Genomic DNA, 13,003 nt, shown 5'->3' with positions numbered 1-13,003 from the left:
CTCGCCGTGTCACCGTGGTGGACTCGGTGTCTCCGTGGTGAAGACGGCCGGGCGGTCCGGAATCGGGACACCCTTGTCAATCTTCCAGGACATGCCCGAGGCTTTCGCCCAGGCTGCAGGTGGGCGCCACACCCACACCATTGATGGTGTAGGTCCCGCCTGCCGGGCACTCGGGCCAGCGTTCGCCCCGGAAGTAAGGGACCAGATCCACCGGCTCCGGTGCGGGATCCTCAGAAGACTTCTTGTACTCCAGGGCCCATTGTTGCTTGATGCTGTCAATCTCCCTGAGGTGACTGATGCAGATGTTCTTCTGTGTCTGGCTGCGGGCCCGAGCAAAGTTCGGGACCGCGATCGCCGTCAGGAGGCCCACAATGGCCACCACGATCATGATTTCCACAAGCGTGAACCCGCTTTGCAACCGATGCTGGAGTTTCATGGCTCCACCTCAATGCATGCTTTCTTTGGCGGGCTCTTGGTGGCCTGCTATAGGGACCATCTATGATATTAGGACGTCTTCACTCCACAGCAACCGCCAAGGGCCCATTCAGGGGAAGCAGTTTCCGGGCCGGTCCGGAGCATGGTACCGCGAGCCAGTGAAGCGAACGGTCCGGCGGGCCAAACCCCACCAAGGGTCCCCCGGGGCACCTCGACAACCAGACAACACGACTCACGGCGACCTCCAGACTGCGGCGCCTCACTCTCTCTTTTTGATTTGTTCGTCGCAGCTGCACCGTAAAAGCAAGAGAGCAGCCGTTGTGGCTGCTCCCTCCCAAGGGCAGTTCTGGTTACGCGACGCCTCCGATCAGCTACCTGCGTAGGCGTTATTGTGCTCAGTCGCCTTCGCACTGGTGCACGCAGGAGCCGTGCCGATCACGTTCACATTGTAGGCCGAATTGCCCACGGGACAGGTCGGTACAGTTCGAAGGTACGGCGCGATATCGTTAATGTGGCATGCATCTCCGGTATTCTTCCCTTGTTCCAAGGCCCACTGGTCCTTGGCGCCATCGATCTGCCGCAGGTTGTTCACGCAGGTGTTTTGCTGCGCGGTCTCGCGTGCCCGGACGAAGTTCGGGATGGCAATGGCGGCCAACAGACCGATGATGGCCACCACGATCATGATTTCCACCAGGGTGAACGCACCCGTGCGACGATACGTGTTCAGTTTCATAGCTGTGCTGCCTTTCTTCTCCATGCGGCGCGAACGAAGCAGCCGGCGGGTTGCATACCATCAGGACGGTTCTGTTCGCTTCATTGCCGACTGCAACCGCACCCGACCCATGAGCAGACCGGATGCCAGCCGCTTCAGGACCTCGTCAGACCCCGTTTCGTCCGGGATCCGGCGGTCTTTGAGCACATTCGCCAGTCGAACGCACGCGCCCGGGTGTCCAACGGCACGAGATTCCCGGACACACCGTGTCCCGTTTCGGGACAATCCCGTCACGCCCGAGCCGGACGCAGGTCCCCGACCTTCCCTCCAAGAACAGGGCATCAACACGGGGGCCGACCGGTCCGAAACGCCCCGCACAAGGGCAGGCCGCCACCGGCGCCGGACCATCATCATGCCGATCCGAACGGGCCGACCGGACGAACGGACCCCGGGATCAAATTTTTGCGTGACGCGGCGTTGCGCATCCGTATAGTAAAGACACGACGATCGCGACCCTATCGTCTAGTGGTTAGGACACCACCCTTTCACGGTGGTAGCCCGGGTTCGAATCCCGGTAGGGTCGCCACCCTCATTCTGCAAAAGTCCAACCATCCCAACGACCTGCGCCACTCGAGCCTCACGACTCCGCCGCCATGGCGAGGGCTGTGCATACCCGGGGCAGAGAGGCGACGCAACGTCTGTTGACCCCGTTCGCCGGCCTGTCCGGCCGGCCGGCGGCCTTGCCGGAGGATCTCCCACCCGATGCGCAGACCTTCGCCGCAACGTCACCGTAACGGCGGCACTTTCGCATGCGGCCCTGTTCAACAGGCCACCTGACCCGCGGCCGGCAGAGGGTTGGCGGACTCAATACGTCAGCAGGTCCAGGAGCCGTTCCCCGTGGGAGGCAAGCGTCCAGCCGGTTCCCCTGCGGGTCACCATGCGCTGGCAGGGGCGGTCTCGAACCTCGGCTTCGTTCACCTGCACGAGCTGGTAACGGGCGTGGCCGGGCCAGGCACCGGCGGTCACCGGCACCGCCCGGACGGGCAGGCCCTGGTAGGCGAAGGTGATCTCGTACCCGACCACCAGATCGGTCCCGGCAGGGGCGGGTTCCACCAGCCGGGGTTGACGCCGGAGCCAGGGAAAATCCGTGTCGCGCACGCGAACGGTGCACAAGGGCGTTTGTTGCTGCACGTAGTGGAGGAGGGAGAAACGGGTGCCGAGGGCCTGTTGCAACCGGAAAATCTCCGCCGGGTCGAGCCCGATGAAGTTTTGCCCGTTGTAATTGCCGTGGTCGTTGCGCTGGTTGGGTTCGTTCCGGCGGAACCAGGCATCGAACCGGTCGGAGATCAGAAAGGCGATTTCGAAGTGGAGATGGGCCCGGTCACGGCCGATGGGGGTGCGGGTGTTGGTGCTGCGGCCCAGGACACCCAGGACCTGCCCGGCGCGAACCGCCTGCCCTCTGCGGAGTCGCTCGTCCAGGGAGCGGAGATGGGCGTAAAGGGTGTAAACCTCCATGCCCTCGATGACGTGGCGCAGCACGATGTAACGGCCGTAGTTGGAGAGGGCGGGTTTGGCGTTGATGTAGGCGACCACGCCGTCGGCCGCCGCGGTGACGGGATCGGTGGGTTCACCCCGGGAATCGCGTTCGGTGGCCAGGATGTCGATGCCCTCGTGCCATTGCCGTCCCTCGGTACGGGTGCAACCGTAGGCGCCGCCCTGCCAATCCTTGCCGGGTGTGGGGGCAAAAAAGCGGGCTTCCCCGCCGGGTTCGAACAGGGCGGTGTTGGGCGTGGGCAGGTGGAATGGCCCGCCGGCCCCGCCGAAGCACGCCTGCGGGAGGAAGATGCAGGCCAGAAGCAACGTCGGAACGGGCTGCACCAACCGCATCGCAGGGTCAGAAATCCTTTTGTTTGCGTTGGGCGACGAGGTTGTTCAGGCCGCGGACGATCCGCTCGGCCTCTTCCCGGGAGGCGTCGGGAGTAAACACCAGGAACCCGTCGGCGATCCGCTGCCGGATGAGCGGGGCGGCCAGCCAGCGGGCCTTGTCGGGCGTTTCGCCGAACTGACTGAAGATGGCCATGTGCCGGCCCCGGTTGGCCGTGGTGTACTGTTCGAGCAACCAGGTCCCGGAACGGTTGAGCTGGATCTGGATGGCCGGAACACCGAACCGGTCCACCAGTTTGGCAGATTGAACGTGCACCTCGGTCAGAAAGGGCGACTTTTCGACCGTCATTTCGACGGGGTTGTCGCGGAAAACGGTGATGGTTTCGGTCTGGCCGGTCGGTTCGGGTCGCACCTCGAGATGCACGCGGAACGTGCTGATCTCCTTGCGGGCGCGGGAGGAGGAGGTTTGGCAGCCGATCACCATGGGGATCAGCAGGACCAGCGCCAAATAGAGATTGAACTGTCTGCCGGGCCAATCCATATTGCTCCGCCCAAAACAACCGCATCCGAGCGGGGTTGTAAAGGAACTATGGGCAAGCAATACAACAAGATTTTGAAACGGCGCCGCCGCCAGCGCTACATCAAGCGCAAGAAACTGGCGGCCAAGCTGGCGCGTCAGGCGACCCAGGGCGAGGAGAAGCCGGCCGCCACCGGCCAGGCGCCGGCGGCTGAACCGGCCGCTCATGCATCGGCCCCGGCCGCCGCGGGGACAGCACCGGCTTCAACGCCGGCCGAAACACCGGCTGCTCCGGCGACCGGCGCCTGAGAGTGGCGCCCGGCAGTTTCCGACGCCTTTTCGGGACAACCGCGCCGGTGCCCCGTGCGGGGGCCATCGGCGCGGCCGTTTTTCCAACCCACCCGCGCGGTCAGATTCCAACCGCGCACGGTCCAGACCGGCCCGTCATGAACTCCGGGAGGGACGGCGTCCTCGCCGCTCCCCAGGGAGGGACCGTGTTCCTGCGGGTCCGTCCAACCACAGAGACACCGGGAAGCTTGTCTCCAATCGAGACAGAAGGAACACAGAGGAAAGGACAACCGCGCCGGTTGTTTGCTTTTCCACAGGCAGCTCCATTCCTGCGTCATGGGCATGTCCGCCGGACGGAGGTGTTACTCTGCAGTGTTGTCCCGGACTTCCGACCAGCCGGGGGCCATGGGCAGGGACCATTGTTTTCTGACATTCGGTGTCTTCTTCTCTGTGAGGTACGTCTGTGGTCTTTGTGCTTCTGCGGTTTGTTTCCGAGTCCTGCCCGCGTCTGTTGTGTTCAACGCCGTGTCTCGGCGGTGCCGGTCCTGCCGTGCCTGCGGGAGCGGAGCCGTTGCAGGCAACGTCCCACCAGGGTCTGCAGGCGTTGGCGTTCGGTTTCCGTCAATCCCCTGGGGTCGAACCGGTAGCGGTAGTGCAGCAGGAGGGCCTCCTGCAGTTCCGGTGTCCAGAGGGGTGCAGACAGGCCGGACCGCACGCGGCGCAGCCATCGAGCGGGCGGCTCGTGCGGCTGGCGTTCCCATCCGCGGCGTGCCAGCCACCGTTCCAATTCGTAAAACTCCGAGTCCAGGCCCGGTCCGGCGCCGGCGCGCTGACCGGCTGCCCGGCGGGCGGCCCGTCGGCGTCCCCGGCGGAACATGACCTGGAAGAGCAGCACCCCCAGGATCGGGACGAAGAACCACAACAGATACTGGCGCAGTCGCGTGTAACCCCACCAGGCCAGGGCGAGTTGATACCGCACCCAGCTCCAGAAATCCTGCCAGGCCAGCCACTGCGATTCCCGCGTGCGTTCGTGGGCGATCCAGTCGGCGGGTGTGGTGTCGAAGTCCTCCCATTGTTGGGTTCGGTCGTTCCAGACCTGGCACCAGGCATGGGCGTCCCGCTCCCGGACCACGTACCGTCGACCCGACCCCTCGTGAACCGCATAACCTACCGAGTAGCGAGCCGGGATGCCCAACCGGCGTAGCAAGAGCACCGTGGCGGTGGCGAAGTACTCGCAATGACCCGCCCGGCTTTGGAGGAGGAAGTGTTCCAGGGCGCGGCTTCCCCGCCGGAGCGGGCGCGGCAGGGGCTGCCACAGCCGGTATTGGAACTTCTCCGCGAAAAACCGGGCCACCACGGGCCGCACCTCCTCCCAGGAGGCGTTCTCCGGCAGATCCAGCTCCGCGAGCACCCTCTCCAGTGCGGGGACCAGTTGTTCCGGCACCTCCAGGTCCCGTTCCGGATCGGGCGGAGTTTCCCAGCCGACCGCACCGTTGTGGACCGCCTCGAAAACGAGCAGCCCCGGCCCGGTCGCCAACACGGCCCCGAGCGGGTTGCGTTCCACGCTGAAGGCGGGGAGGTTGCGCAACCGGACGGTTCGTGGCGGCAGGGGCAACAGACCGGCCCGCGACTCGTTCTTGCGCCCGCGCAATGCGGTGGCGATGCGCACCACGGCGGGGCCGTTGGTGACCGTTGCCAGCGGCCAGTTGCCGCTGTCGGGAGGCGATTCGGTAACCGGCAGCAAAGAGTTGCCCCCGTCGGTGCTCAACCAGTCGGGGGGTCTGAACAACTGATACACGCTCTGCCGCAGATAGGCCGGGGCCGGCCCTTCCAGGACCTCCAACCGCACGGCAATGCGCGTCGACAGTTTCCACGGCGCCAGGCCCTGCCAGGAGATCCGGGAGATCCCCATCTCCGTGTCGCCACCCGGGCTGCGCAGTTCGGCCAACCAAGCCCCCAGACGACCCGACCCACCGATGTAGCGCTGGAGATTCCAGATCCCCAACTGGCCGGCCACGCCCAACGCCACGGCGACGATCAGGACCCCCAGCCAGACGAGCACGGGATAACGGCGCGATCGCAGCGGCCACAGCGCCCAACCCAGCAACCCGGCCAGGCCCGCCAACGTCCAGGCAAACCCGCCTCCGGGCGCCGGTTGCATGCAGGCGCCCGCCAGACAACCGGCCAGGTAGAGGTAACCCGGGTGGAACCGTGCCTCCGGCAACAACGGCACTCCCGCCTGCTCCAAACGGTGCCGGCGGCGGCGCACCAGGAGGGATACGGTGCCCAGTGTAAGACCTTCACGGTTGCTGTAGGCGTGGGCCGCCGCGAGCGGAAACATCAGCAACGGCAGCCAACGAAAGACCGACGCCGCCGTGTCGGTGGTCACCCGGCTGGCGCGCCTTTGCTGGAAGTAACCCGGCGAATCGAGCAACTGACTGAATGCGGAGGGGCCTTCGTTGGAGGTGAAGGCCCACACCAATGCCGCCAGCAGCATCACCGAACAAAGGCTCCAAATCCGCCGGAAATCCTCGTCGGAAAACTCCCATCGGAAGGGCAACCAGCGCGCCGCTTCCAGGACGGTCGCCATGGTGATCGCCAACCCCCAGTGCCCCGTTTGCCACCCCCAGAAGAGCAGTCCGGCCCCGATCAGAAACGGCGGTGGACGCACCACCGGAGCCCTTGCCGCGGCCGACCGCGCGTCCACCGGCCCGGTCTGTCGTGCCGGTGCCGGCCTGTCCGGTTGCTCTACCGCACCGGCCTGTGGTCTCGCCCCGTCCATCGCCATGGAGCCGAACTTCCGCGTCAACCATGATCCCGGAGCCGTCGCCTGGCAAGCCGGTCCGAACGCGGAACGGGCGATCGGGAGAGGCTGGCAACAGGGTTGCACCGGGGCACCTTGCCGCTGCGGCACCACCGGAACACGGAGATCACCACGGAGACACCGGGATGGACTTGTCAATCAACCCCGGAGGCACAGGGAGATTTCACAGAAAAGAGCAAAGAAGGGTCGTGGACAGAATCGTGTTCCACCTGGAGAAAGGGGTCGTGGGCACGGCCGGGTGGTTCAAGGCGGACGACGATGTTTGTGGGCAGAGGAATCCGGCATGCAGAATCGCTTCGGATTCCCGGGGAAAATACTTCGCTTGCAGGACAACAAGCACCTCTGTGTTTTTCTCTGTGTCCTCCGGATCTCCGTGGTTTTTTTAAGAAAAACTTTTCTCTCTCTGTCTCGGTGGTGGTTACCGAAGAGGGGCCGCTCAACCCAGGATGCGCCGGCCCTCGTCGAGGAAGATGCCCTTGAAATTCATCTCCAGCGCCTGCGGGTTGCTGGCCTTGGACAGGGCTTCCTTCTCGGTGATGATGCCGTCCCGCACCAGCTGGAAGAGGGACTGATTGAAATTGAGCATGCCGTCGTCCGTGCCCGTTTCGATGGCCGCCGGCAGTTTGTCCAGGCGGTTTTCCTCGATCAGTTTCCTGACCGTGGGGGTGTTGATGAGGATCTCGAAGGCCGGGATCATCCCGCCGGCGATGGTGTTGCACATGCGCTGGCAGATCACCGCCTGCAATGTACCCGCCAGTTGGCGCCGGATCTGTTCCCGTTCTTCGGCCTTGAAGAAGTCCAGGATCCGGCTGATGGACTGCGCGGCGTTGGTGGTGTGGAGGGTGGAGAGGACCAGGTGGCCGGTGTCGGCCGCGCTCATGGCGGCGGTGAAGCTGATCGCGTCGCGCATCTCGCCGATCATGATGATGTCCGGATCCTGTCGCAGGACGTGTTTGAGTGCGTGATGGAAGGAGAGCGTGTCCAACCCCACCTCGCGCTGTTCGATGATGCATTGGTTGTCCTCGAAGACGTATTCGATGGGATCTTCCAGCGTGATGATGTGTTTGCGGAAGTTGGCGTTGATGTGTTCGATCATCGCCGCCAGGGTGGTGGACTTGCCGCAGCCGGTGGAACCGGCCACCAGCACGATGCCGCGCGGGGATTCGGCAATGCGCTTGATCTGCGGCAACAGTCCCAGTTCTTCGAAGCTCGGCACCTGCGTCTTGACGTAACGCATGGCCAGACACCATTGACCGCGCTGCTGGAACAGGTTGGTGCGGAACCGGCCGATGCCGGGCACGAAATACGAGAAGTCAATTTCGCGTTCGTTTTCCAAACGCTGTTTCAGATGAGGCGGCGTGATCGTGCGGACGACCTCCTCCATCCATTGTTGGTTGGGGATGGGCGCGTCCACGGTGATCAGTTGCCGGTTGATGCGGAAGACGATTGGGGCGTCGATCTTGATGTGGACGTCCGACGCACCCCCATCCACGGCGGCTTTCAAAATCTTGTGGAACAGTTCCAGTGCCATGTCTCCAGCTTACTGCAGGTGCGGCCCTGTCTGCCAGTGGGGAAAACGCGCGTCCGCTGGCGTTCCTCCCGCGCTTGTGCCAATGTCAGGGCCCCCGGGCGGGCGGGCAATCGGGCCGGGCCCATTGCCTCACGCGCCCGGCCGGGTATCAAAAGAGTGGTGAGAAAACGGGGACCATCTCAGGATCGAACCGGTTCGTACACGGCCCGGGCTCCCCGGTCTGCCGCCGGCTCTCATGCCGTTGGCGGCCTCCGGTGGGGACGGAGCGGACGGCCGCGCGGTTTTACACTGGTGGAGCTCCTCACCGTGGTGGCCGTGCTGGGGATTCTGGCGGCGCTTCTGTTGCCCGCGCTGCAACGGGCCCGGCGGTTGGCCCACCGGACGGCCTGTCTGAACCAACTGCGCCAGCAAGGGATGGCCTGGCGGATGTATCTGGACGAGAACGAAAGCCGATTTCCTGACCGACGCGATCTGAAAACGGCGTTGCCCGGCGGGTATCGGCCCTGGTCGGACTGGCCGCCGAGCGATCCCCGGGCCGGTTGGGCGGCGGTGGTCCTTGCGGCGCAGCTGCCGGAGAGGGGCGCTTGGGACTGCCCGTCCGCGCGTGCCGGTGGGCTGGCCGACCGGCCGCAGGTGCTCCAACAGGGCGGCACGAACGACGCCGCACCGGCGGTCCGATACTGGATGTGGCGGTTCGACCGAGTGGACGAGCCGGTGCCCTTGGACAACTTTTGGGGCCGACGGGAGTCGGAGTGCGTGGCTTCGCTACGGGCGGCGGACAACCCTGTTGCCGGTCGACCGAATGGCCCGGCCGAGGTGGAGCTGGTGGTGGACGTGTATTTTCCCGGCACCATACCGGGCGTCGCCCCGGAATTGCGCGGGCGCAGCGCTCATCCGGCGGGGCGAAACCAGTTGATGCTGGACGGGCACGCGCGGTTTTTGCGGGACCGACGGTTGAGCGGTGGTTGAACCGCGCGGCGGTGCGGGGATGCGGCGGGCTTGTTCGGTGCGGCCGAACCGGGCAGATTGCCTCCCCGCGCGCCTGGGCGGCCACCGGAGCGGGTTTCATGAACATCGTTTGGGAACCACAGGAAGCAAGGGACCGGGCGCTCCGCATCCGTGAGCGGGTCCCGCCCGGCGGCCTGTTCGCTGGGGAAACCTGGCGGATCAGTCCGCTGCCTTTCCGGCTGTCGGCCGGGCTGGCGGCCGAATTGGAGTCGCTGGGCCGGGTGTTGTTGCAGTTCTACCGCGCGCTGGATCTGTTGTACCGGCAGTCGGTGGCCGGGAAACAACCCGCCTGGGTGGCCGCGTGGCTGGACCAGGGGAAACCTCCCGAGCTCATTGCATGGCAGCGGCACCCCGGGTTCCGTCACGAATTGCCCCGGGTGATCCGACCCGACGTGTTGCTGACGGCCGACGGGCCCAAGATCACCGAACTCGACAGTGTGCCCGGCGGGATCGGGCTGACGGCCTGGTTGCAGGAGGTGTATGCGGAATTGGACGGCGGGCCGGACCACCGGCTGATGGGCGGGGCGGACGGCATGCGGAAGGGGTTCGCCGGCATCTTCGGGGACGCGGCGCAGGTGCATGTCGTTGTCTCGGAGGAATCGGCGATGTACCTGCCTGAAATGGCGTGGCTGGCCGGTCGGCTGGGGAACCGGTATGCCGTCCGCGACGTGCAGTTCCGTAATGTGGCCGATGGAGATGCGGTGTACCGGTTCTTCGAACTGTTCGATCTGGCCAATGTCCCCCCGGCCGCAGAATGGTTCGACCGTGCCGCGCAGGGGCGGATCCGCCTCACCCCGCCGCCCAAGCCTGCTCTGGAGGAAAAACTCTGTCTGGCGCTGCTGTGGAACCGGAATCTGCAGGAGTTCTGGCGGCGTGAACTGGGCGCCGCGTTTTTCGATCGGTTGCGCGGCCTGGTCCCGTACACGTGGGTGGTGGATCCGACGCCGCTGCCGCCGCATGCGGCCATCCCGGAACTGGGGTTGACCGACTGGCGGCAGTTGAAGACGCTCTCTCAAAAGCAGCGCCAGCTCATCCTCAAGGTCTCCGGGTTCTCGCCCTCCGCCTGGGGCGCACGCGGGGTGGTGTTGGGCAGTGATCTCTCGCAGGATGCCTGGGCCGCGGCGGTGGAACGCGCCCTCAGGGAGTTCCCCACCCAACCCTGGGTGCTCCAGCGCTACCACGCCCCGACCCGGCAGCCCGCCTTGTGGTACGATTTCGAACACGATCGGGCGGTCCCGTTCGAGGGCCGGGTCCGGCTCTGCCCGTACTATTTCGTTCACGGGGAACGCGAACAGGCGCGGGCCCGCCTCGGCGGGGTGCTGGTCACCATTTGTCCGCTCGACAAAAAGATCATCCACGGCATGGATGATGCCGTGGAAACCGTGGCAGCCGCACCGGTATGACGGATTGGGTGCAATTCGGTTTGCTGGCCTTCGGGTCGCTGTTCGTGATCGTGGACCCCATTTCCACCGCGCCGGCGTTCCTGGCCATGACGCCGCAGAACACGCCCGCCCAACGCGTCCGCATGGCCCGGAGCGCCTGTGCCGTGGCCACCGGCGTGCTGATGCTGTTTGCCGCGGCCGGGCAATCCATCTTCCGCTTCCTCGGGATCACGCTGCCTGCCTTCCAGATCGCCGCCAGCCTGGTCCTGTTGTTGGTGGCGCTGGACATGTTGCGCGCCCAACGATCCCGCGTACAGGAAACCCGGGAGGAGACCGAGGCCGCAACGGTCAAGGAGGATATCTCGGTGACGCCCCTGGCCATCCCGCTGTTGGCCGGGCCCGGCGCCATCTCCACCGCGATTCTGCTCCAGAGCCAGGCGCGGGACTGGATCCAACACGGCATTCTTTACGGCGTGATCGTGCTGGTGATGGCGGCCAGCTATCTGATCCTGCACCTGGCCGCTCACAGCACCCGGTTTCTCAATCCCATCGCGCTGAACATCCTCTCGCGGGTGATGGGTCTGTTGCTGGCCGCCGTTGCCGTCCAGTTCATGATCAACGGCCTCCGTGCCCTCCGGGGCGAACTCTGGCCGGCCTGACCCTGAGCGCCGTTCTCCGGCTGTCTCCTTCCAGGGACCTCACGCAGTTGCCCGGAGGGGCGGGCGGCCTTCACGCGGGATTCGCCGCGCGGACAGGCTCCTCGTGCCGCCGCGACGCTCCTTCCGGCGACCACCTTCGGCCGCTGAGCGACGGAGAGACGCAGTCCACCACAGAGACACCAGGACCATCAATCAACCACAAAGGCGCAGAGGACACAGAGATATCTCACAGAGAAAACACACACCATGCTCCAACACACTTGCCGTTGCCAACAGTTACGGCCTGTTCCAAACAGCGCACGCGCAGTGCAGGGGAACACGCTCTGTTGCCGAATGTGTCCCGGCGCCGGCGACCAACATACTCGAGTCAATGAAAGAGACAAAGTCCCAAAGAGGAAGAGATACAAACTCTGTGTTTCTCCTCTGTTTTCTATGGTTTCTTTGCAAATCTTGCCCAGGGTGTCCGTGGTCACTCCGGTGCCGGTGGTTGTCGCCGGCGGCGTGCGGCACGCAGTTTCTCCGTGGTGTTTCCGGTGGTTCCGTGGTGAGAGCGGCGCGGGAATGCCGGACGCACCGGCCGGGCTACCAACTGTTGAGCACGTCGATCATCTGGCGGAGCCGTCCGTAGTCGCGGCGGTTGAATCCGAAGGCGATCCTGTGGAGTTCGAGGTGATCCCGGTCCTCCTGTTCCTCCGGCGTGGGCGGGATGCGATGGACGGGCGGGCCGGTGATGATGTCGGCGAAATCCTCGTTGAGGGCCGCCAGGGCCGTGTCCGTGGGCGGATGTTTGAGCCGGATGACGAAGAGATCCTTCACGAACCGGGTCGAGTGAAAGTTGCGGTAGAACCGTGTAATGATGCGGACGGCCTCGTCCACGCTGTCGGTCATCTGATAGAGATGCAGGTCCTCGGGCGAGATCAGTTCGTCCCGCAGGAGGTGTTCGCGCACGTGCCGGTCCCAGGTTTTCCAGTAGGTGCCGCCCGGCCGGTCCACCAGCACCAGGGGCATCAACTGACTTTTGCCGGTCTGCATCAGGGTGAGAGCCTCGTATCCCTCGTCCAGTGTGCCGAACCCTCCGGGGAAGAGCACCACCGCGTCGGCATGCCGGATGAAGATCAGTTTGCGGGTGAAGAAGTATTTGAAGGTGACCAGTTTGCTGTCCTCCCGGATGACGGGGTTGGGGTTCTGTTCCCAGGGCAGCCGGATGTTGGCGCCGAAGCTCATTTCGGGTCCGGCCCCCTCGTGGGCGGCCTGCATGATCCCGGGACCGGCTCCGGTGATGACCATGAATCCGGCCGCGGCGATTTTGCGGCCGAACTCGACGGCCTGCTGGTACTCGGGTTTGTGGGGTGCGGTGCGTGCGGAGCCGAACACGGCCACCTTTCGCACATGGGCGTAGGGGGCGAACAACCGGAAGGCGTAACGCAGCTCCCGATTGGCGATCTGGATGACCCGGACGTCGCCGCGGTCGGCCACGTCGGTCAGGAGCTTGAGGGCATTCTCGATGATGTCGGCCACGATGGCCTCGTTGTGGCCGCCGCCCTTGTAGCGGATGAGCTCCTGGATCCGGCGTTGCAATTCCGGGTCGGGCGGCGGTTTCTCTTTCTTCTCGGCGTTGTTCACAGACACAGGATAGGCGGGCGCGCGCGCCGGGCAATGCCCGGGCGGTGCCGATTTCGTGACAGGAGATCGTTCCGGCCCCGGCCCCGGCCGGCCTTGGAGTGGCGCGGCAATCGTGTTTGGATGCCGTTGCTCCGGCGGGG

At 65.1% G+C, this 13,003-nt stretch carries 11 protein-coding genes and 1 tRNA gene; 5 read left to right on the top strand and 7 right to left on the bottom strand.

Annotated features, from left to right (window positions below):
• Window positions 1-76 precede the first annotated feature (76 nt).
• Together ACPDIX_RS03505 and ACPDIX_RS03500 are read right to left on the bottom strand one after the other, a co-directional pair.
• The gene (locus tag ACPDIX_RS03505) at window positions 77-436 is read right to left on the bottom strand and encodes a competence type IV pilus major pilin ComGC (protein ID WP_423430392.1); all 360 of its coding nucleotides are present in this window, start codon (window positions 434-436) and stop codon (window positions 77-79) included.
• 366 nt (window positions 437-802) lie between these two features.
• On the bottom strand, window positions 803-1,192 hold the full coding sequence (locus tag ACPDIX_RS03500) for a competence type IV pilus major pilin ComGC (RefSeq protein ID WP_423430391.1): 390 nt from the start codon (window positions 1,190-1,192) through the stop codon (window positions 803-805).
• Between the two features lie 466 nt (window positions 1,193-1,658).
• Between ACPDIX_RS03500 and ACPDIX_RS03495 the strand changes: the two genes are divergently transcribed.
• Window positions 1,659-1,733: transfer RNA gene (locus ACPDIX_RS03495), tRNA-Glu, on the top strand.
• A gap of 278 nt (window positions 1,734-2,011) precedes the next feature.
• Here ACPDIX_RS03495 and ACPDIX_RS03490 read toward each other — a convergent pair.
• Together ACPDIX_RS03490 and ACPDIX_RS03485 are read right to left on the bottom strand one after the other, a co-directional pair.
• Window positions 2,012-3,034: a M23 family metallopeptidase gene (locus ACPDIX_RS03490; protein WP_423430390.1), complete on the bottom strand. Its 1,023-nt coding sequence runs from the start codon at window positions 3,032-3,034 to the stop codon at window positions 2,012-2,014.
• A 7-nt stretch (window positions 3,035-3,041) separates the two neighbouring features.
• On the bottom strand, window positions 3,042-3,572 hold the full coding sequence (locus tag ACPDIX_RS03485) for a SecDF P1 head subdomain-containing protein (RefSeq protein WP_423430389.1): 531 nt from the start codon (window positions 3,570-3,572) through the stop codon (window positions 3,042-3,044).
• Window positions 3,573-3,620: 48 nt separating this feature from the next.
• Here ACPDIX_RS03485 and ACPDIX_RS03480 point away from each other — a divergent pair, with 48 nt between their 5' ends.
• Complete coding sequence (locus tag ACPDIX_RS03480; RefSeq protein ID WP_423430388.1) at window positions 3,621-3,857, top strand: hypothetical protein; 237 nt, start codon at window positions 3,621-3,623, stop codon at window positions 3,855-3,857.
• A 496-nt stretch (window positions 3,858-4,353) separates the two neighbouring features.
• Here ACPDIX_RS03480 and ACPDIX_RS03475 read toward each other — a convergent pair whose 3' ends face one another.
• Both ACPDIX_RS03475 and ACPDIX_RS03470 read right to left on the bottom strand, forming a co-directional pair.
• Window positions 4,354-6,426, bottom strand: a complete 2,073-nt coding sequence (locus tag ACPDIX_RS03475) for a DUF4129 domain-containing transglutaminase family protein (RefSeq protein WP_423430387.1) — start codon at window positions 6,424-6,426, stop codon at window positions 4,354-4,356.
• Window positions 6,427-7,096: 670 nt separating this feature from the next.
• Window positions 7,097-8,191, bottom strand: coding sequence for a type IV pilus twitching motility protein PilT (locus ACPDIX_RS03470; RefSeq protein ID WP_423430386.1), 1,095 nt, complete (start codon window positions 8,189-8,191; stop codon window positions 7,097-7,099).
• On the opposite strand from ACPDIX_RS03470, the gene ACPDIX_RS03465 reads away from it, so the two are divergent.
• From ACPDIX_RS03465 to ACPDIX_RS03455, 3 genes are all read left to right on the top strand, one after another.
• On the top strand, window positions 8,126-9,160 hold the full coding sequence (locus ACPDIX_RS03465; protein ID WP_423430385.1) for a prepilin-type N-terminal cleavage/methylation domain-containing protein: 1,035 nt from the start codon (window positions 8,126-8,128) through the stop codon (window positions 9,158-9,160). The two genes, ACPDIX_RS03470 and ACPDIX_RS03465, sit on opposite strands and share 66 nt — an antisense overlap.
• Window positions 9,161-9,258: 98 nt before the next feature.
• Window positions 9,259-10,602: a hypothetical protein gene (locus ACPDIX_RS03460; protein WP_423430384.1), complete on the top strand. Its 1,344-nt coding sequence runs from the start codon at window positions 9,259-9,261 to the stop codon at window positions 10,600-10,602.
• Window positions 10,599-11,240 (top strand): MarC family protein, encoded by a 642-nt coding sequence (locus ACPDIX_RS03455; RefSeq protein WP_423430383.1) that lies wholly within the window; start codon window positions 10,599-10,601, stop codon window positions 11,238-11,240. The genes ACPDIX_RS03460 and ACPDIX_RS03455 overlap by 4 nt, the downstream gene beginning before the upstream one ends.
• Before the next feature lie 582 nt (window positions 11,241-11,822).
• Here ACPDIX_RS03455 and ACPDIX_RS03450 read toward each other — a convergent pair.
• The gene (locus ACPDIX_RS03450) at window positions 11,823-12,863 is read right to left on the bottom strand and encodes a TIGR00730 family Rossman fold protein (RefSeq protein WP_423430382.1); all 1,041 of its coding nucleotides are present in this window, start codon (window positions 12,861-12,863) and stop codon (window positions 11,823-11,825) included.
• Between the last annotated feature and the right edge of the window lie 140 nt (window positions 12,864-13,003).

This window comes from Limisphaera sp. 4302-co (assembly GCF_049537155.1).
Lineage (GTDB): Bacteria > Verrucomicrobiota > Verrucomicrobiia > Limisphaerales > Limisphaeraceae > Limisphaera.
Note: the sequence above shows the minus strand (reverse complement) of the source record. Positions and strands in the feature narration are given on the sequence as shown.